Genomic DNA, 18,586 nt, shown 5'->3' with positions numbered 1-18,586 from the left:
TTGGTATTACGCTTCGGATTTGGCTGAGCAGTGCGGGGGCGGCGACCGTTCAGGTCATGCGGTTGCTGCGGGAGAACCCCGACGGGGTCGATGTCACAATTTATGCCAGCAATGTGGATCCGAGTGCGGCTGCTCTCTCGGTGTGTGATGTGTCGGCGGTCGAACCTCGGTACGCGAGCAACGAGGAGTACGCGCAGTTCGCGCTCGACTTCTGTCGGATGCACCGCATCGACGTGCTCATCCCGCCGCGCCGCCTCGACGCGCTCGCGGGTCGGGTGGCGGACTTCGCGGCGGTCGGTACCAGTGTGATGTGTTCGCCGTTGTCGGCGGTGACGGCGCTGACCAGCAAGGTGCTCACCTACGAGATCGCCGGTGCCGCGGGCATTCCCGTGCCGCCGTGGCGCGAGGTGAGTGACGCCGACGAGTTCTGCGCGGCCGTCGACGAGTTGTCGCTCACCGGGGAGACGCTGTGCGTCAAGCCGAGCGGTGAGTATTCGGCGTTCGGATTCCGCATCCTGGACGACCGCCCGCTGACCATGGCGAACCTGCGGGTGGCACCCCGGCCGGTGGCCTCGGTCGAGGCGATCGCGGAGGCGATGCGGCGGGCGGCGCAGGACGGGGAGGCCGTGCTGCCGCTGCTCGTGATGCCGTTTCTCGAAGGTCCGGAGATCAGCATCGACTGTCTCTCGGCTCCGGGAGGCGAACTGCTGATGGGAATTCCGCGGGCCAAGCAGGGGCGTTTCCGTATGCTGCTCGATGATCCCACCGTGGTCGATATCGCACGCCGGCTCGTACGGCACTTCGAACTGGCCTTTCTGACGAATGTTCAATTGCGCTATCGCGGTGGCGAACCGGTGCTTCTCGAGGTGAATCCACGACCCTCGGCGGGCCTGTTCCACACGTCCTTCGCCGACGTGAATCTGCCGTGGGCCGCGGTTCGGCTACTGCTGCAAGGTGATTCGGGATTGCGGAAGCCGCCGCGACTGGGCGCCTGTCTCGCCGTGGCGGAAGCGGTCATGGAGGTCGTGCCGCAGTTGGATGGTCACTTGCCCGGTGCGGTGCGTAGGAGTGCGGACCTGGTACCCGGTTGATCGAGGGTGGTTCCGTGGCGGCGCACGATTCTCGGGTTCGGCAGCTGATAAACCTCTGGCCACGTTCCGGAACGGTGAATTCGGCGGTGCGGAGGTCACTAAGTGGTAACACCCGGTTTCCCGCCGTCACGTCGGGAAAATCGTCGACTTCACAGCATGCGGGCTTTTCGGGGATGACCGTCGAACGGCGAAAGTGACAGTTCCGCGACACCGCTGCGCACGGCGTGACGCTTTCTTGTCTGGAATTAACCCTGTTGGCGGCGAACACTGAGGGGGCGCGTAGCTAGGAACTAACCGAGTTCACCCGAGGGAAGGATTCCCCTGATGTCCGTGAAGATGAGCAAGGTAGCCGCCACGGCCGCCGTCGTTCTGGCTCTTGGCGCTGTCGCCGCTCCGGTGGCCTCTGCTGCCGCGCCTGGGCCGCAGGCCTCAGAAGTTGGATCGGTGGGGATCTGCTTCCCGGTGGGCAGCGTGGAAATCTGCTTCTGATCGCATCCAGCGTTGATCCATTGGTTTCCCGGCGGGACAGAATCGGAAGGCTCTGTCCCGCCGTTGTCAGCGGGGGAGGAGTCCGGCGAACCCCTCGAGAAGTAGATCGAGGCCGAAGGTGAAATCAGCCGCGCCGGAATGTGCTCCGGTGATGACGAGAGCGGCCAGCGCGTGCATGTGGGGATGGGTTTCCGTGGGGATGAGCGGGAGAAATTGTGCTGCGGCCGAGGCGTATTCGGAGGGGTCGAGGGGGAAATTGACGGCCTGGACGGTGAAGCCGTAGATGTGGCTGTCCATGGCATTCCAGGCGCGATCGGCCTGTTCGTAGGTGAAGCCCGCGGTGATCAGGCAGCCGAGGGTGGCGTCGATGTAGCCGAGCATGGCCGGGCCGACGTTGATGCGGGAGCCGAGCAGGCCGGTGGCCCAGCGGTGGTTCAGCAGGACCTCGTGGGCGGAGGTGGCGCGGTGGCGGAGTTCCGCCCGCCAGTCGCCGCCCGCCCTGGGGACGTAGATCTCCGCGACCACCAGGTCGATGATGCCGTCGTAGAGGTCGTCCTTGTTGGCGACGTGGTTGTACAGCGACATGGCTTCCACACCGACAGCCTTGGCGAGGTTGCGCATCGACAGGGCGGCCAGGCCCTGCTGGTCGGCGAGCTCGATGGCGGCACGCAGGACTCGTTCCCTGGTGAGTGGGGTGCGCGGCGGCATGGGGCTCCTGACTGTCTTCTTGACCTACTTACGGCGTAAGTGTAGCGTCTCGCAATAGAAACTTACGCTGTAAGTGCGAGGCGAGGGACAGTTCTCATGACCGATGTGGATACGACTTCGATGACCGCCTGGATCGCACCCCGGTACGGCGGGGGTGAGGTGTTGCGGGCCGAGGTCGTGCCGCGGCCGACGCCAGGGGATCGGGATGTGGTGGTCCGGGTGCGGGCGGCGTCGCTGTGCAGTGGCGACCTGCATCTGCTCAACGGGACGCCGTATCTGCTGCGTCTCGGGTTCGGATTGCGCAGGCCGAAGCATCGGATGATCGGGCAGAACCTGGCGGGCGAGGTGGTCGCCGTCGGCGGCTCGGTGAGTGATCTTCGGGTTGGCGATCGCGTCTTCGGCGAGGTCCCCAGCGGCGCGTTCGCGGAGTACGTCTGTGCCGACGCGGGTGTGTTCGCCGTTGTTCCCGATGCGTTGAGCATGGAAAAGGCGGCGGCGATGCCTGATTCGGGCATGACGGCATTGCAGGGTCTGCGCGATATCGGCAAGGTCGGACCGGGGCGCCGGGTGCTGATCAATGGCGCGTCCGGTGGGGTCGGGAGTTTCGCGGTGCAGATCGCGAAAGTGCTCGGCGCGCACGTGACGGCGGTGTGCAGCACCCGGCATATCGAGATGGTGCGCGACATCGGCGCGGACGTCGTAATCGACTATACCGCTGACGATTTCACTCGTACGGAAGTGCCCTACGACGTGATCTTCGACCTCGCGGGCAATCGCAAACTACGGGAGATCCGCCGAGCGCTGGCCGCTGACGGCGTCTTCATCTCCTCTGCCGCCGCGCCGGGCAACAACTGGTTCGGCCCGATCCGATGGCTGAGTCAGGTGGCGCTCACCGACCTGTTCGCGCGGCAGACCCTGAAGGCTCTGCTCATGCGACCCGTTGCCGCCGACCTGGAATACCTGGCCGGGTTGGCTGTCGACGGAAGCTTGCGACCCGTGATCGAGCGACAGTTCCCGTTGTCCGACACAGCACTGGCCATCGCGGCCTTCGAGCAGGGACATGCCTCGGGAAAGACCGTTCTCGTCGCATGAGCGCCCAGGCTGACGTCAGTCGGTGAGTTCTCCTGCGGTGCGCCAGGATTGACGCTCCTCGGCGAAAGCATCGGCTTGGAGCGCGCGGAAGTCGGAGATGGAATCGTCGTTGTCTGCCAGGAACTTGCGGTAATCGGCGAGGCGGAAGTCGCCGTCCTCGGTGGTGATGTCCACCTTGCCCGCGGCGAAATCCGCGCGCAGGTCGAGCAATTCCTCCGCCTCTACCGGGTGCCAGCGAATGCGATCGAAATAGCGCAGGAGCCAGGGTGTTTCGGCATCGGTGGCGAAGCGATCCACGCCGGGTCCGGCGGTGCCGGTGGGGCGGGCTCGGTGGTTCCAGACCTGGGTGGTGCGGCCGACGAATTGGTAGCCGCCGGGGCCTTCCATGCCGTAGATGCACAGGTAGGCGCCGCCGATGCCGACCGCGTTCTCAGGCGTCCAGGTGCGGGCAGGGTTGTATTTGGTGGTGACGAGGCGGTGGCGAGGATCGGTGGGGGTGGCTACGGGGGCGCCCAGGTAGACATCGCCGAGGCCGAGGACCAGGTACTCGGCGTCGAAAACGGTCTTGTAGACGTCGTCGACGGAGGGGAGGCCGTTCATGCGGCGGATGAATTCGATGTTCCACGGGCACCACGGGGCGTCGGCGCGGACACCGTGCATGTAGCGGGTGATCGCCTCCCTGGTGGCGGGGTCGTCCCAGGACAGCGGGAGATGGACCGTGCGGCTCGGGACCACCAGTTGGTCGGAATTCGGTAGTTGCGCTTCGGCTTCGGCGAGGAGGTCGAGCAGGCGGGGAATCGGCAGGACGGCCGGATCGACCCTGATCTGGAGGGAACGGATTCCCGGGGTGAGCTCGATGACGCCGCGCAGCCCGATCGCGATGAGGTGCTGGTGCAGGGCGTGGACTCGGGCGCGCAGGCCGAGATCCAAAGTGAGCGTGCCGTATTCGACGAGTACGCCGTCATCGCCCTGTCGTCGGTAGGTCACACCGGTTTCGTCGTCGACTTCGGTACGGCGCAGGATGCCGTCGTCGCCGTCGCGGCCTGCTGAGAGAACGGTGCCGAATGCGGCGCGTCGGCGGGCGCCGAGTTCTCTTGCGGGAGCGGCGTGTTCGGAGCGAATAGGGACGAAGCGAACCTTGTCGCCCGGCGTGAGCTGGCCGAGTTTCCAGCGATCGGCGGCGACTACGGTGACCGGGCAGACGAATCCGCCGAGGCTGGGGCCGTCGGGGCCGAGCAGGATCGGGGTGTCGCCGGTGAAGTCGAGGGCGCCGATGGTGTACGCGTTGTCGTGGATGTTCGACGGGTGCAGGCCCGCTTCGCCGCCGTCGGTGCGGGCCCACTCGGGCTTCGGGCCGATGAGGCGGACACCGGTGCGATCGGAGTTGAAATGGACTTCGTAATCGGTACCGACGATGGTGTCGAAGTCGTTGCGGGTGAAGAACTCCGGTGCGCCGTGTGGACCTTCGGTGACGGCGAGTTCCCAGCGGTGGGCGAAGGCGGGCTGGTCGGCCATCGGGACGGCGGGGGCGAGGCGGGTCGACGGTATACCCAGCGTGAGCGATTCGTCGGCGCGCAGGGCCGCCCCGGTTCCGCCGCCGAACTTGCCGAGGGTGAATGTCGCCGCGCTGCCGAGGAATTCGTCGACCTCGATGCCGCCCGAGATCAGGATGTAGGTCCGCATGCCGGGGCCACGGATAGCGCCGACATCGAGCACGCCGCCCGCCGGCACCTCGACAGTGCGCCACTGCTCGACCGGGATGCCGTCCACCCGGACATCGGCGACCGCGCCGGTGACACACACCCACGTGGGGGCCGAGAACCGCAATGCGGACCCGCCCAGCGTGCACTCCAGCCCGGCCGCGCCTTCGGGGTTGCCGAGCACTCGGTTGCCGAGGCGGAACGACAGGTCGTCCATCGGGCCCGATGGTGGAACGCCGATGTGCCAGTATCCGATTCGACCCGGCCAGTCCTGGATGGTGGTCTGCATCCCGGGCCGCACTACATCGATGTGCCGCTGCGAGGGGGAAGGCGCGACCGTGGCGACGACGGCCGTGGACGTGATAGCCGACCCTCCCGAAGTCGTAGCGAAGGCGGCGGAAGGGGCGTCGTCGACGCGGGTGTCGGTGAGGCTCATCGGGTCACCACCATGCGGACTGGGGTCGGGTCGAAACCGTTGCAGGGGTTGTTGATCTGAGGGCAGTTGGAGACCAGGACCAGGGTGTCGATCTCGGCGCGGAGGGTGAGCTTCTTACCCGGGGCGGAGAGTCCGTCGACGATGCCGAGGGTGCCGTCGGATTCGACGGGGACGTTCATGAACCAGTTGATATTGGAGACGAGGTCGCGTTTGCCCAGGCCCCATTCGAGGGCGGCGGTGAGGAAGTTCTCCACGCAGGCGTGCTGGTGGCGGGTGTGGTGGCCGTAGCGCAGGGTGTTGGATTCCTGGGAGCAGGCGCCCGCGATGGTGTCGTGGTTGCCGACCTCGTCGGCGACCACCGTCATCAGGGGCGTGCCGCCTTCGGTGCGCAGGACGCTGCCGGTGGTGAGGAAGATATTGCGCTGGGCGGCGACGGTGGCCTGGGCGCTGTAGCGGTCGGTGCGGTCGGCGGCGGAATAGAGCAGGCAGTCGACGGCCTGGTTGCCGTGCAGGTCGATGATGTCGAGGTGGTCGCCCGCGCGGACGATGGCCGACCACGGGGCCCGGGCTGGAACGGTTTCGTCGAGGACGACGGTGCGGGTGATGGTCATGCCGGAACCTCCGTGTTCAGTGCGGCCGTCCAGGCGGCTTCGGTGTTCTCCACGGCCCGTCGGTATTCGGGGTCGTCGTTGGTGGCGCGGTCGGCGGGCGCGGACCAGGCGAGGAGGTCGAGGTCGCCGGTGGGGCGGTCGTCGAGGGGGTGGGGGGCGTTGGCCACCAGGAGAGTCACCGGTAGATGGACGATCAGGTCGATGGTGGCGCCCGCCTCGCCGTTGCCGGTCGACTCGATCGCGCCGTCGGGTGCTACGCGAGCGCCGCGGAACAGCGCGATGGAGGGGCCGATGTCGCGGGGTTCGAGGCCCTGTTTGGCGGCGGCGAGATGGAGCTGGTGGCGGCCGTCGGCGGTGGGGCCGCACAGGGTGTCGTGGTGGCCGGAGGTGTCGGTGAGCACGGTCGCCAGGACTCTGCCCTGGTCGGAAAGCAGTGGATGGCCCGCGCTCAGGTACGCCTGCCAGGGGACCTTCACGGTGTCGGCGACATTCAGCCGTTCCCACGGCGATTCGGCGCGCAGCAGGAACAGGTGGGCGCAGGTGGTGCCTGCGGGGTCGGTGAGGCGCACTCGGGTGCCGCGGCCGAGGACGACGTTCGCGTAGCCGCCCGAGGGGATACGTTGTGCGACAACGACCGTGGTGGGATCGACGCCGGGCGGTGTCTCAGGACGCGCGGGGGTTGCTGCCGCAGCCTGGGCGCGCGCGTGGGCGCGGGCGCCGTCGGTGGATTGGGTACTCGTCATCGGTTACTCCTCGGCGAGTGGGTTGACGAACGGGGACGATGGGCGAGCTCGTGGTGCGAGCAGGGTGGTTTCGCGCGGCGGATGCGTACTCGCCGCACCCGCCGCGAAACCGGATCACGCTGTCGCGGGAGCTATTTCGGCCTCGGGCTCGGCGTCCTTCGGGGTCGCGACCACGAAGCGGTAGACGACCGCGCCGACAGTGAGGATTACGGCCACCGACAGTGGGCCTGCCCAGAGCTGCCACCAGCTGCCGCCCGCGGGGGTGTAGACCTCGGGGCGGGGCCAGGCCAGATTGATGACCATGGCGATGCCCCAGACGACGGCGAGCGCGTTGATCGGGATGCCCCAGCGGCCGAGGTGGAACAGGGTTTTGTCGTCGGGGGCGGGCAAGCCCTGAATGCGGCGGAGCAGCAGCGGCACGGTGACCAGCAGGTAGGCCAGGTACAGGCTGACGATGCAGACGCTGGCCAGGGTGGCGAAGATCGCGGGGTTGCCCAGGTTCAGTACCAGCAGGCCGATACCGAGAGCGCCGATCGCGACGGCGGGCCAGACGGGGGTGCCGAAGCGGGGGTGCACGGTCGAGAGGGCCTTGGCGAAGGGCAGCTTGCCGTCGCGGGCCATCGAGAACATCAGGCGTGAGCCCGCGGTCTGGATCGCGAGGGTGCAGACGATCACCGCGACCGCGACGCAGCCGAGCAGCACCGAGCCCGCGGGGCTGTTCAGCTTCGAGGTGATGACGTAAGCCAGCCCGCCGGTGGACAATTCGCCGTCGGTCAGACTCGGGGCCGCCATCAGCGCGCCCAGCAGCATGAGGCCACCGCCCAGCGCCGAGACGGCCAGGGCGAGCAGGATGGTGCGCGGCGCGACCTTGCGCGGGTTCTTGGTCTCCTCGGAAAGCTCACCGGCGGAATCGAATCCGACCATCACATAGGCGGCCATCAGACCCGAGACCAGGAACGCCGCCCAGTACGGGCCGGCGGAGGCCTGGTCGGTCTGGAAGACCACGTCGGGGCCGCGCTCGGTATTGACGAAGAACAGCGCGATGATCGCCAGCACGCCGACGATCTCGACGGTGACGCCGATCGAATTGATCTTCGACATCAGGTCGATGCCGATCACGTTGATCGTGGTGGTGACGACGAGCAGCACGCTGCCGAGCAGGACGGCGTTCATCGCGCCGTCGCGGGAGGTGAGCGCGGTGTCGGTGCCGATGAACTGGAACCCGCTCCAGATCGAGGGCAGGACCACCTGGAGTGCGATAGCGGCCGCGGCGGCGGTGACGACCTGGGCGATCACCATCATCCAACCGGCGAACCAGCCGATCACCCCGCCCGCCAGGCGACGTGACCACTGATAGATACAGCCGGAGATCGGGTACCGGGCGGCGAGCTCGGCGAAGTTCAGCGCGACCAGGAACTGGCCCGCGAACACGAGCGGCCACGTCCAGAAGAAGGCGGCGCCGCCGAACGAATAGCCGAAGCCGAAGAACTGGAAGATCGTGGTGAGGATGGAGACGAACGAGAAACCTGCCGCGAAGGACGCGTAGCGCCCCAGTTTGCGGTGCAGGACCGGTTGATATCCGAAAGCTGCCAGATCGGCGCTGTCGCGGACGAGTTCGGCTGGGGCGGCGGGGGATTCGAGGGTCGTGGCCATGTCGGTGTCCTTCAGCGGTGCGGCCAATATCTATCAGTCGATAGTTTTGCGCGCCCGATCGCTCGAACGGTGTCGTGCGTGTATCGACTGCGCGGCCCGCGGTAACTTCTGTGTTGCCTGAGTTTCTGTCAAATGACAGAAATTCGACCGCCCGGCATCCTCGCTGGTGAGCTGCCCGCTGCGGTGCAGGTCGTAGCCCGATGACAGAATCTCCGGTGTGGCGAATCTCGGTCCCGGGCGTCCCCGGCTGGAACAGCGGCGCAGACAGGGAACTACGCCGCGCGCGGAGATCCTCGACGCGGCGGCGGAGCTCTTCACGACCAAGGGGTATGCCAACACCTCGACGCGGGCGGTGGCCGACGCGGTCGGAATCCGCCAGGCGTCGCTGTATCACCACTTCGCGGCCAAGGACGACATCCTCGACGCGCTGCTGGCGGAAACCGTGGCGGGGCCGGTCGAGCTGGCGCAGCGGATGATGACCGAACCGGACGACGCGGTGACTCAGCTCTACGCGCTGGCACTGTTCGATGTGCGCCAATTGCGCACGGCGCGCTGGAATCTGGGGGCGCTGTATCTGCTGCCCGAGTTGCGTACCGAACGTTTCGTCGCGTTCCGGCGTCGTCGCGACGAGCTACGCGGGCACTACGAGCGCCTCGCGGCCGAATCGTCGACGGCTGCCGGTGAAACCGACGAGGCGCGAATTCTGCCGTTTCGGCTGGTCGAGACGGTGATCGCGATCAGATATGACGAGGGAGCCCCGGGCGTGGACGCCGAGCGCGTCATCCCGGACGGTGTTGTGCGGATCGTGGGGCACCGCGGTGATATCGGTGCGGTGCGTACCGCGGCGAACGCACTGCTCACCCGGCTCGACGAGCTCGGCGGCAGCCCATCTGCTTGATGGCCGCCGCCGGATAGCCGGATCAGCGACTGGTCGGTGGGGCGATCTGCCAGTGCTGGTTGAGCGCACCCGCGATCTCGGGCAGCACGGTGATCGGGATGCGCTTGGCACGCAGCATCTCCCTGATCTCGCTCACCTGTTCGCGCTTGCGCATGTCGTAGGCGCCGGTGACGGGCCGGATCACCGGCGGGATCGACAGCAGCACGAGCTCGTCGGCCGACTCGCCGTCGAGGTCCAACGCCAGTGCCCAACGCGCGTGCTCGTCGAGGGTGAAGCGGCCCGCGACGACGCGGTCCCACAGCACCGTCGACGAGCGGAACGGGGTCCGCGTGTAGATCGCGTGCTCGTGCAGTTCGATCACGTCACGGACGAACAGCGCGACGCCCACCGCGAACCCGCCGACCGCCCCGACCAGTAATCCGGTGACCACCCGGTTCACCCCGAACATCGCCAGGAACAACCCGACGACGCCCGTGGTGACCAGGACTCCGATCAAGCAATAGAACAGGCTCCGCCTGGTGGACACCACACCGGCACGCACGACCGACATGCGGACCTCCCTCTCCAGCTCGCCGGGCCCGATGCTCGCGCCGATCGGCGAATCACGATTCGTGGCTCACCCTAGCGGTGCGCACCGCCGCGGGTTCACGAGCCGAGCGACACCGCGGCCTCCGAGGTCTCGACGACGAAGGCGAAGGTCTCCTGGAAGTACAGCTGCACGGTCTCGGCGTCGTGACTGAGGTAGCCGATCGACAGGTCCTGACCGAGCGCGAGCTCGAAGTCGCCGCCTCGGGTGGTGAGCGCGAAACCGCCGGAAATCGCCGGCGCCCAGATGATCTCGCCGTCGATCAGCCGCTCGATGTGGGTCCGGATCGGGTGACCGTGATCGGAGGTCTCGCTGACCTGGGTGTACAGCTCGGCGCTGAGCACCACCGAGTACGGGCCCTGCACGCCGGCCAGACGCAGGCCGGTGAGGGCATGCGAGACGGCATCGGGAATGTCGACGACATTGCTCGGGAGGGCGACGGGGGGGTTCGAGGAGGCCTCGCGGATACCGGTGATGGCCGCCGCGGCGTAGCTCTCGAAGATCGCCCGGTCTTCGGCGAAGGCGATTTTCTGCGCGGCGTCCTTGAGATTGTCGAAATCGGCGTCATCCGCGCCGCGCGCGATGTCGTCGAGTTCGGCGCGCTGCAGGGTGAACGGCACCCGCAGCTCGATCACCGGTTGGATTACGCGCTGACGGGCCTGCACGCCGTCGTCCGGCGAGTCGATCGCGGTGACCCGGCCGAGGTTGCGGGCCGAGAAGTCGAAACCGTGCGGTCCCGACACATCGACCACCCGGCGGCCCGCGATATTGCGCTTGAACGTGCGGGTGGCCTCCTCCTCGATCTGCGACCAGGCTTCGCCGGTGATCGGCGCCAGTTCGCGATGCAGGTTGTTCATTCAGATACTCCTTTTCATCGTGCCGATTGCGAGGGAGCCGTCAGAGCGAGCTTCCGCCGTCGCATTCGCGCGTTCGACGGGGTCGATTTCCGGCAGGGTCGCCGGCTCGATCTCGGTGCCTGCCGCGTCGGGTGCGTCGGGCAGGTCATCGAGGAAATCCACGGTGGGAGTGAAGAAGAGTGTGCCGGTGACGGCGAAGGAGAAGTCGAGGATGCGGTCGTAGGCCGCCTCGCCAGTACCGAGGAACATCCGCTCGAGCATGCGTTCGGTGACACTCGGGGTGGCGGCGTAGCCCACGTAGTAGGTGCCGAACTCGCCGGTGCCGATGGTGCCGAACGGCATATTGGCGCGCACGATCTGGCGTTCGGTGCCGTCGGGGTCGGTGATGGTGTTCACCGCGACATGGGAGTCGGCGGGTTTCACGTCGTCGGGCAGTTCGTAGTCGGCGAGCTTGGTCCGCCCGATCACCCGCTCCTGTTCCTCGATCGACAGCGCGTTCCACTGGTCGAGCGGGTGGGTGTACTTCTGCACGATCACGTAGCTACCGCCGGCGAACTCGGGGTCCTCGTCGCCGATCAGCGCCGCCGAGACCGCGCCTCGGCCCTCCGGGTTCTCGGTGCCGTCGACGAAGCCGAGCAGGTCGCGCTGTTCGAAATAGCGGAAGCCGACTGTCTCGTCGACGATCGTCGCCGCGCCTTGGAGGCGGGCGCCGATCACCATGGCGAGTTCGAAGCACGGGCCCTGGGTCTCGCCCCTGATGTGGAAGAACAGGTCGCCCGGGGTGGCCGGTGCGCTGTGGATCGGACCGTCGTAGCCGGGAAACTCGTGCAGCTCAGCGGGTTTCGGGCCGACGAAGAGCCGGTCCCAGGCCGCGGAGCCGATCGAGGTGACGCAGGTCAGTCCTTCGCCGGGTACTCGGAATCCGATCGAACGGCGCAATCCGGAGATGTCTGCCAAGAGGTCACGGACCGCGGATTCGCCACCGGAGTCGATGGTGGCGACAAGGAAAATCGCGGACGGCGTGAGTGGATCGAGGATCGGCTGTGGCTCACCCATGGCGTCCACAGTACGGCTCCGAACCGACAGGTTTGATCAACACCTCGAGGTGTTGATCACTTCGGGCGATCGACCTGCTATTTCGCGACGGTCAGCAAAAATGTGACGTCGTCGACGGCTTTGACGCTGTGGCGGGCGCGCGGCACTACGAGGAGATCGCCCGCCGAACCCTTCCACTCGTCGGTGCCCGCGATCAGCACCAGCGTGCCGGAGAGCACCTGGATGGTGGCGTCACCCGCGTTGTCGTGTTCGGCCAGGCTCTGGCCCTCGGCCAGCGCGACGACCGTCTGGCGCAGCACATGGGTATGGCCGCCGATGAGGGTTTGCGAACTCCGGCCGCTCGTCGAGGTGGCCGCCAGCTTGAGCTGTTGACGGGCCACCGCGGTCAGCGATTTCTTGTCCATTGGATCGGGCCTTTCGCAGGCTTCTCGCGGGCTGGTCTTCGAAGGAGTATGCCCGACAGCGCCCACGCGTTCGGGCGTTTTGCCGTGACCGTTAGCTGGGTGTTGTCAGTCGCGGGTGTAGCGGCGAATGCGGTAGCGCAGACCGGATTTCGAGGTCAGCCACGGCGTGTCGTCCGCATGCCATTCCGGGCCGATGACCGGGGCGAAGGCATCGCCCGCCACGGTGGTGTCGACCTCGGTGACCAGCAGCGTCGTCGCGAGCGGCAGCGCAGCGCGGTAGATCTCGCCGCCACCGGCCACCCAGGTGTCGGTCTCGTCGGTCATGGTCAGCGCGTCGGGCACCGAGGCAGCGCGTTCGGCGCCTTCTGTAGCCCAATCAGTCTGGCGGGTGACTACGATATTCCGGCGGCCCGACAGCGGACGAAAACTCGCCGGGAGCGAATCCCACGTCCGTCTACCCATGATCACCGGGTGACCCATCGTGGTATCGCGGAAATTGGCCATGTCCTCGGGCACGCGCCACGGAATCGTGTTGTCGACGCCGATCACACCGTTGTTCGCCTGCGCCCAGATCAGGCCGATCATCTTCACACCGCCACCGGCGCCTTGATGCCGGGGTGATGTTTGTAGTCGGACACCTCGATGTCTTCGTAGGCGTAATCGAACAGGCTCGTCGCCGGGCGCAGGTGCAGCGTCGGGAACGGGTAGGGCTCACGGGTGAGCTGCTCGCGAACCTGGTCGACGTGGTTGTCGTAGATGTGCACGTCGCCGCCGGTCCAGATGAACTCGCCCGGCTCGAGCTCGGTCTGCTGGGCGACCATCAGGGTGAGCAGGGCGTAGCTGGCGATATTGAACGGCACGCCGAGGAACAGGTCGGCGCTGCGCTGGTACAGCTGGCAGGACAGTTTGCCGTCGGCGACGTAGAACTGGAAGAACGCGTGGCAGGGGGCGAGGGCCATCTTGTCCAGGTCGGCCACGTTCCAGGCCGAGACGATCATCCGGCGCGAATCGGGGTCGGTGCGCAGGGTGTGCAGTACCTGGGCGATCTGGTCGATGTGGGTGCCGTCCGGGGTCGGCCACGAGCGCCACTGCACGCCGTAGACGGGACCGAGTTCACCCTTGGCGTCGGCCCATTCGTCCCAGATGGTGACGCCGTGTTCGCGCAGCCAGGAAACATTGGAATCGCCGCGTAGGAACCACAGCAGTTCGTAGGCGATGGACTTCATGTGGACCCGCTTGGTGGTGATCAGCGGGAAGGACTCGGCCAGGTCGTAGCGCAGTTGGTGACCGAAGATGCTGCGGGTTCCGGTACCGGTGCGATCGGCCTTGGGCGTGCCTTGCTCCAGAACGAGCCGGAGCAGATCCTCGTACTGCGTATCAGGGGTGGCCACGTCTTGCGATTCTACGGGGGTGGGCTCGGCGGATCGGCACCTGGCAAGCTCTTCGGCTATGCGCAAGCTCTACGTGATCGGCATCGGTGCGGGAGACCCCGACCAGGTGACGGTGCAGGCGGTCAAGGCCATGCGGAAGGCCGAGGCCTTCTTCGTGATCGGCAAGGGCGCCGAGAAACAGGAACTCGTCGACGTACGCACCACGATCTTGGCCGAGCACGTGGACACGCCGCATCGGATCATCGAGATCGCCGACCCGCCGCGCGAGCGCACCCCCGCGGACTACGCAGGCGTCGTCGTGGACTGGCACGAACGGCGCTCCGAACTCCTCGAAGCCGCGTTCGACCAGGTGGACGGCATCGGCGCGATCCTCGTGTGGGGCGATCCGGCGCTCTACGACAGCACCCTGCGGATGGTCGAGCACGTGCTCGCGCGGGGGCGCGCCGACTTCGACTACGAGGTGATCCCGGGCGTCACCAGCATCGCCGCGCTCGCCGCCCGCCACCGCATGGTGCTGCACCGGATCGGCGAACCCGTCCATGTCACGACCGGGCGCCGACTGCGCGAAGAAGGGCTCGGTCCCGGATCGACCGTGGTGATGCTCGACGGCGAATGCTCGTTCACCGAGGTTCGCGGCGACGATATCCAGATCTGGTGGGGTGCCTACCTCGGCATGCCCGACGAAACGCTGATCGAGGGAAATCTGCGCGAGGTCGAACGCGATATCGTGGCCCGCCGCACCGAACTGCGCGCGGAAAAAGGCTGGATCATGGACGTTTATCTGCTCCGCGCCGGCTGACGGATCCCGCGCCGATCCGCGAGAGATCGCTAAACTGGCAACCGTGCCCGAGCTGCCGGAAATAGAGGCGTTGGCGCAGTTCCTTCGGGATCATGCCGTCGGCGCTGTGGTCGGCCGTGTGGACGTGGCGGCCCTGAGCGCGGTGAAGACCTTCGATCCGCCGGTGACCGCGTTGTCCGGCCGCGATGTCACCGGCGCCGGGCGGTGGGGGAAATTCCTCGGAATGGATTGTGGCGGACTCTGGTTGATCACCCATCTGTCGCGCGGTGGGTGGTTGCGCTGGATCGATGAGCCGAATCCGTTGCCGCCCAAGCCGGGTGGAAAGAGCCCGCTGGCGCTGCGCGTGCATTTCTTCACGCCCGAGGGGGCCACGCCCGCGATCGACTTGACCGAGGCGGGCACCAAGAAACGGCTGGCGGTGTATGTCGTCGAGGATCCGGAGCTGGTGCCGGGCATCGCGCGGCTCGGGCCGGACGCGCTGGGACTGACCGAGGACGAATTCGCCGCGCTGCTGAAAAGCACCTCGCAGCGGATCAAGACCGCGATCGTGGATCAGACCTTGATCGCCGGGATCGGCAACGCCTATTCCGACGAGATCCTGCACACCGCGAAGATCTCGCCGTTCGCGAACACCAAAACGATGTCGGCGGAGAAGGTTTCGCAGTTGTACACCGCGATGCGCACAGTTCTGCTCGACGCGGTCGATCGGTCGGTGGGTCAGGACGCGGCCCGGTTGAAGGGCGAGAAGCGTTCGGGCATGCGGGTTCACGCCAGGACCGGCCAGCCGTGCCCCGTGTGCGGGGACACCGTGCGCGAGGTCTCCTACGCGGAGCGCTCGTTCCAGTACTGCGCCACCTGCCAGACCGGCGGCAAGGTGCTCGCCGACCGGCGGATGTCGCGATTGCTCAAATAGTCTTCTCGCGCCAGGCTTCCAGCAGTCGGAGCCAGAATTCGCTCACGGCGGGGAAGGCGGGCACCGCGTTCCACAGCGTGTCCAGCGGCACCTGTCCGACCACCGCGATGGTGGCCGCGTGCAACTGCTCGCCCATGTCGGGGCCGACGAAGGTGGCACCGAGAATGCGATCGGCCGCGGTGTCGACGACGAGCTTGGCGCGGCCGTGGAAGTCGTCACGCGAGAGCGCGGAACCCGCGACGGCGATATCGAGCTCGACCGTGTCCACCGCGAATCCGGCGGTGCGCGCCTCGTGTTCGGTGAGGCCGACGGACGCGAGTTCCGGTGCGGTGTAGACGACTTGGGGCACCTGCTGGTGGTCGGCGCTCGCGGTGAACCGAGTGCCGTTCAGTGCCCTGCCCTCGGCGCGGGCGGCGATCACGTCACCGCACACTCGGGCCTGGTACTTGCCCATGTGTGTCAGTGCCACACGGTGATTCACGTCGCCGACGGCGTAGAGCCACTCGCCGGGAACCTCGCGCGCGGTGAGCTGATCGTCGACCGCGATGTATCCCGAGGGCAGCCCGACGGTATCGAGGCCGAGATTCGAGGTGGCGGGGGTGCGGCCGGTAGCGGCGACGAGTTCGTCGACCTCGAGTTCGCCGTCGTCGAGCACCACGGTGACCGGACCACCGTGGATGTGGCCGACGCCGGTCTCTTCGGGATCGCGACGTGAGACCAGCAGCGGTTCGGTATGGAACCGCACCGTGACGACACCGGTTTCGCGCAAGCCCCGCAGGACCAGCTCCGAGGCGAACGGCTCGCTGCGTGGCAGCAGACGGTCGCCCCGGACCAGCAGGGTCACCTCCTCGGCGCCGAGTTCGGCCAGCCAGGTCGCCGTTTCGCAGGCGACGACACCGCCGCCGATGATGGCGACCCGGCGCGGGACGACGGTCAGGTTGGTGGCGTCACGGGAGGTCCACGGCAGGGCCTCGCGCACGCCCTGGATGTCCGGAATGGTGGCGGTGGTGCCGGTCGCGATGACCACCGCGTGCCGGGCGCGCAAGACCTTGACGCCGTCGTCGGTATCGACCTCGACGAGTCGTTCGCCGATCAGCCGACCCGCGCCGCGGACGGGATCGATGCCTGCCGATTTCGCCCACTCGACCTGGGAGCTGTCGTCGTGGTTGTGCACGAAGCTGTCGCGGCGGGCGAGCACGTCGGCCACCTGCGGGCCGCTCGCGCTCACCCCCGGCATCGACTCGCCGAGGCCGAGTACGGCGCCGGGCCGCAGCAGCGCCTTGCTGGGGATGCACGCCCAGTAGCTGCACTCGCCGCCGTACAGCTCCCGCTCGACGAGGGCGGCGGTGCGGTCGCTGCCCGCGATGGCGTAGGCGGCGGCGTTCTCACCCGCCGGTCCCGCGCCGATGACGATGACGTCGTACTCGGCCTCGGTCACTGCAGGTAGCCCTCGACCTCACGGGGGGAACGCAGCCCGGTGTCTTCGGGAGATTCACCGGAGCCGGTGCGAGCACGTCTCTGCCGCAACAGATCCCAAGCCTGATCGAGCATCACTTCCAGCTCGGCCAGCTGCTTGCGTTCGGCTATCGGGTCGATCTCGCCCGCGGTGGCCTTGGCTCGCAGCGCGTGCTCGTCGTCGACCAGCTGCTTGATCCGCGCCAGAATGTCCTGATCGGTCATGTGCTCACCTCTTCGATAGTCGCCAGGGGTAGTGCCGGTTCCTGGTCCATGCTACGACCGAGAAGGGTCGGCTATCGGCGCGATGCCTCGGCGAGGCAGTCGGCCGCGACGGGCATGGCGCGGGCGAGGTCGGCGCTGGTGAGGGCGGTGTAGCCGATGGCGACGCCGAAGTGGTGCGGTTCGGCGAGGTGGTGGCGAGCCAGGCCGTCGAGCAGGACACCGCGTGCGCGGGCGGCGTCGACGGCGTGGCGTTCGGCGCCGGGGCCGGGGAGTTCGACGACTACGTGTGAGCCCGCGTCGTCACCGATGACGGGTAGGTCGTGGCGGGCGAGTTCGTCGACGACCATGGCGCGGCGGGGCGGCACGACCCGGCGAAGTCGGCGCAGGTGCCGGGACAGGTCGCCGTGGCGGGCGAATTCGCTGAGGATCCGTTGCCCGGCCGGGCTCGGGGAACTGCCGATCTCGGCGCGATGGGCGAGTACGGCGTCGGCGATGTCGGGACGGGCGACGAGCCAGCCGACGCCGAGGGTGGTGGCGATGATCTTGCTGGTGGTGCCGAGATGTACCACGACATCGGGTGCCGATGAAGCCAACAGCGGCAGCGGAGCTGTGTCGTAACGCAATTCGCCGTCGTAGTCGTCTTCGATGATGAAAGTTCCGGTTCTCCTGGCGAATTCGATGAGCTCGACCCGGCGGGCCGCGGGCATCATCGCGCCGAGCGGGAACTGGTGTGCCGGTGTGCAATACACCGCGCGGACACCGTCCGGGATCAGGTCGACACGCAAACCGTCGGCGTCCACGGGCACCGGGACAGCCTCGACGCCCGCGGCTCGCAGCGCGCCGATGGCACGCAGGTAGCCGGGATCCTCGATGGCCACCCGATCGCCGGGCCGAAGCAGCGCGGTGGCCAGCTCGCCCACCGCCGCGCTGGTACCCGCGGTGGCCATGACCACCGATCCGGCCCCGGCGGCCAGCCCGCGATGGCGCAGGAGGTGATCGGCGACCGCCACGAGGAAGTCCGGTTCGCCCGCGCGATTCTTGCGGGCCTCGGGCGCCTGATCGCCTGCCGCGCGCCAGGCGCGGCGCCACGCGGCGGAGTCGACCGCTTCGGCGCACGGTGCGCCGGGACCGAGATCGAGCAGGCCCGCATCGGGATCGGCGCCGCGGTCGGTCTCGGTGCTCGGCGGTGCGGTGGCCGGGGCGGTGCTCAAGTAGGTGCCCGAGCCGTGCCTGCCGGTCAGCCAGCCTTCCGCGTGCAACTGGTCGTAGGCGCCCGCCACTACGGCCCGGCTCACCCCGAGTCGCTGTGCCAGTGCGCGCGAAGACGGCAAGCGGTCGCCGACGCGCAGCACCCGGTCGGTCGCCGCGGCGCGCAGGGCGTCGGCCACCTGCACCGAGAGCGGCTCGGGGGCGGTTCGGTCGAGGGGAATCGGAAGGTCGTCGAGCATTTCGTCCACCTCGAATTGGCCTGTTGAAACT

At 67.6% G+C, this 18,586-nt stretch carries 19 protein-coding genes; 5 read left to right on the top strand and 14 right to left on the bottom strand.

Translation table 11 applies throughout. The features are described 5' to 3' along the window. Positions 1-56: 56 nt before the first annotated feature. Positions 57-1,091, top strand: a complete 1,035-nt coding sequence (locus NS1_RS21135) for an ATP-grasp domain-containing protein (RefSeq protein WP_084503884.1) — start codon at positions 57-59, stop codon at positions 1,089-1,091. 555 nt (positions 1,092-1,646) lie between these two features. Here the strand turns inward: NS1_RS21135 and NS1_RS21130 are convergent. Next, a complete protein-coding gene (locus NS1_RS21130) occupies positions 1,647-2,288 on the bottom strand; it encodes a TetR/AcrR family transcriptional regulator C-terminal domain-containing protein (RefSeq protein WP_084503883.1) in 642 nt (213 codons plus the stop codon). A gap of 96 nt (positions 2,289-2,384) precedes the next feature. On the opposite strand from NS1_RS21130, the gene NS1_RS21125 reads away from it, so the two are divergent. Next, entirely contained in the window at positions 2,385-3,380 is a 996-nt protein-coding gene (locus NS1_RS21125; RefSeq protein WP_255284625.1) for an NAD(P)-dependent alcohol dehydrogenase, read from the top strand. Between the two features lie 15 nt (positions 3,381-3,395). Here NS1_RS21125 and NS1_RS21120 read toward each other — a convergent pair whose 3' ends face one another. The 4 genes from NS1_RS21120 to NS1_RS21105 all read right to left on the bottom strand — a co-directional run bounded on the left by NS1_RS21120 (position 3,396) and on the right by NS1_RS21105 (position 8,523). Next, complete coding sequence (locus NS1_RS21120; protein ID WP_255284624.1) at positions 3,396-5,516, bottom strand: 5-oxoprolinase/urea amidolyase family protein; 2,121 nt, start codon at positions 5,514-5,516, stop codon at positions 3,396-3,398. Beyond that, a complete protein-coding gene (locus NS1_RS21115; protein ID WP_062987006.1) occupies positions 5,513-6,127 on the bottom strand; it encodes an urea amidolyase associated protein UAAP2 in 615 nt (204 codons plus the stop codon). Before NS1_RS21115 ends, NS1_RS21120 begins: the two co-directional genes overlap by 4 nt. Next, positions 6,124-6,870: a DUF1989 domain-containing protein gene (locus tag NS1_RS21110; RefSeq protein ID WP_062987005.1), complete on the bottom strand. Its 747-nt coding sequence runs from the start codon at positions 6,868-6,870 to the stop codon at positions 6,124-6,126. The genes NS1_RS21115 and NS1_RS21110 overlap by 4 nt, the downstream gene beginning before the upstream one ends. A 114-nt stretch (positions 6,871-6,984) precedes the next feature. After that, positions 6,985-8,523 carry an amino acid permease gene (locus tag NS1_RS21105; protein ID WP_062987019.1) on the bottom strand — a complete coding sequence of 513 codons (1,539 nt, stop codon included), beginning with the start codon at positions 8,521-8,523 and terminating at the stop codon, positions 6,985-6,987. 217 nt (positions 8,524-8,740) lie between these two features. On the opposite strand from NS1_RS21105, the gene NS1_RS21100 reads away from it, so the two are divergent. Then, positions 8,741-9,421, top strand: coding sequence for a TetR/AcrR family transcriptional regulator (locus NS1_RS21100; protein ID WP_084503882.1), 681 nt, complete (start codon positions 8,741-8,743; stop codon positions 9,419-9,421). A gap of 22 nt (positions 9,422-9,443) precedes the next feature. Here the strand turns inward: NS1_RS21100 and NS1_RS21095 are convergent, their stop codons facing one another. The 6 genes from NS1_RS21095 to NS1_RS21070 all read right to left on the bottom strand — a co-directional run bounded on the left by NS1_RS21095 (position 9,444) and on the right by NS1_RS21070 (position 13,715). Continuing rightward, positions 9,444-9,971, bottom strand: a complete 528-nt coding sequence (locus NS1_RS21095; protein WP_062987003.1) for a hypothetical protein — start codon at positions 9,969-9,971, stop codon at positions 9,444-9,446. A gap of 95 nt (positions 9,972-10,066) precedes the next feature. Next, positions 10,067-10,864: a family 1 encapsulin nanocompartment shell protein gene (locus tag NS1_RS21090; RefSeq protein ID WP_056814091.1), complete on the bottom strand. Its 798-nt coding sequence runs from the start codon at positions 10,862-10,864 to the stop codon at positions 10,067-10,069. After that, the gene (locus NS1_RS21085) at positions 10,865-11,920 is read right to left on the bottom strand and encodes a Dyp-type peroxidase (RefSeq protein WP_062987002.1); all 1,056 of its coding nucleotides are present in this window, start codon (positions 11,918-11,920) and stop codon (positions 10,865-10,867) included. A 77-nt stretch (positions 11,921-11,997) separates the two neighbouring features. Then, entirely contained in the window at positions 11,998-12,324 is a 327-nt protein-coding gene (locus NS1_RS21080; protein WP_056814086.1) for a cupin domain-containing protein, read from the bottom strand. A 105-nt stretch (positions 12,325-12,429) separates the two neighbouring features. Beyond that, positions 12,430-12,909 carry a dihydrofolate reductase gene (locus NS1_RS21075; RefSeq protein ID WP_062987001.1) on the bottom strand — a complete coding sequence of 160 codons (480 nt, stop codon included), beginning with the start codon at positions 12,907-12,909 and terminating at the stop codon, positions 12,430-12,432. Between the two features lie 2 nt (positions 12,910-12,911). Further along, on the bottom strand, positions 12,912-13,715 hold the full coding sequence (locus NS1_RS21070; protein ID WP_056814079.1) for a thymidylate synthase: 804 nt from the start codon (positions 13,713-13,715) through the stop codon (positions 12,912-12,914). A 58-nt stretch (positions 13,716-13,773) separates the two neighbouring features. On the opposite strand from NS1_RS21070, the gene cobF reads away from it, so the two are divergent. Both cobF and NS1_RS21060 read left to right on the top strand, forming a co-directional pair. Next, a complete protein-coding gene (gene cobF, locus NS1_RS21065) occupies positions 13,774-14,514 on the top strand; it encodes a precorrin-6A synthase (deacetylating) (RefSeq protein WP_062987000.1) in 741 nt (246 codons plus the stop codon). 43 nt (positions 14,515-14,557) lie between these two features. Further along, complete coding sequence (locus NS1_RS21060) at positions 14,558-15,427, top strand: Fpg/Nei family DNA glycosylase (RefSeq protein WP_062986999.1); 870 nt, start codon at positions 14,558-14,560, stop codon at positions 15,425-15,427. On the opposite strand, the gene NS1_RS21055 is transcribed toward NS1_RS21060, so the two are convergent. The 3 genes from NS1_RS21055 to pdxR all read right to left on the bottom strand — a co-directional run bounded on the left by NS1_RS21055 (position 15,420) and on the right by pdxR (position 18,555). Further along, the gene (locus tag NS1_RS21055; RefSeq protein ID WP_056814061.1) at positions 15,420-16,865 is read right to left on the bottom strand and encodes a dihydrolipoyl dehydrogenase family protein; all 1,446 of its coding nucleotides are present in this window, start codon (positions 16,863-16,865) and stop codon (positions 15,420-15,422) included. The two genes, NS1_RS21060 and NS1_RS21055, sit on opposite strands and share 8 nt — an antisense overlap. After that, the gene (locus NS1_RS21050; RefSeq protein WP_056814059.1) at positions 16,862-17,107 is read right to left on the bottom strand and encodes a DUF2630 family protein; all 246 of its coding nucleotides are present in this window, start codon (positions 17,105-17,107) and stop codon (positions 16,862-16,864) included. The genes NS1_RS21055 and NS1_RS21050 overlap by 4 nt, the downstream gene beginning before the upstream one ends. A gap of 71 nt (positions 17,108-17,178) precedes the next feature. Beyond that, positions 17,179-18,555 (bottom strand): MocR-like pyridoxine biosynthesis transcription factor PdxR, encoded by a 1,377-nt coding sequence (gene pdxR, locus NS1_RS21045; protein WP_062987017.1) that lies wholly within the window; start codon positions 18,553-18,555, stop codon positions 17,179-17,181. Positions 18,556-18,586 lie beyond the last annotated feature (31 nt).

It is taken from the genome of Nocardia salmonicida NBRC 13393, from assembly GCF_001613085.1.
Classification (GTDB): Bacteria; Actinomycetota; Actinomycetes; order Mycobacteriales; family Mycobacteriaceae; genus Nocardia; species Nocardia salmonicida.
Note: the sequence above shows the minus strand (reverse complement) of the source record. Positions and strands in the feature narration are given on the sequence as shown.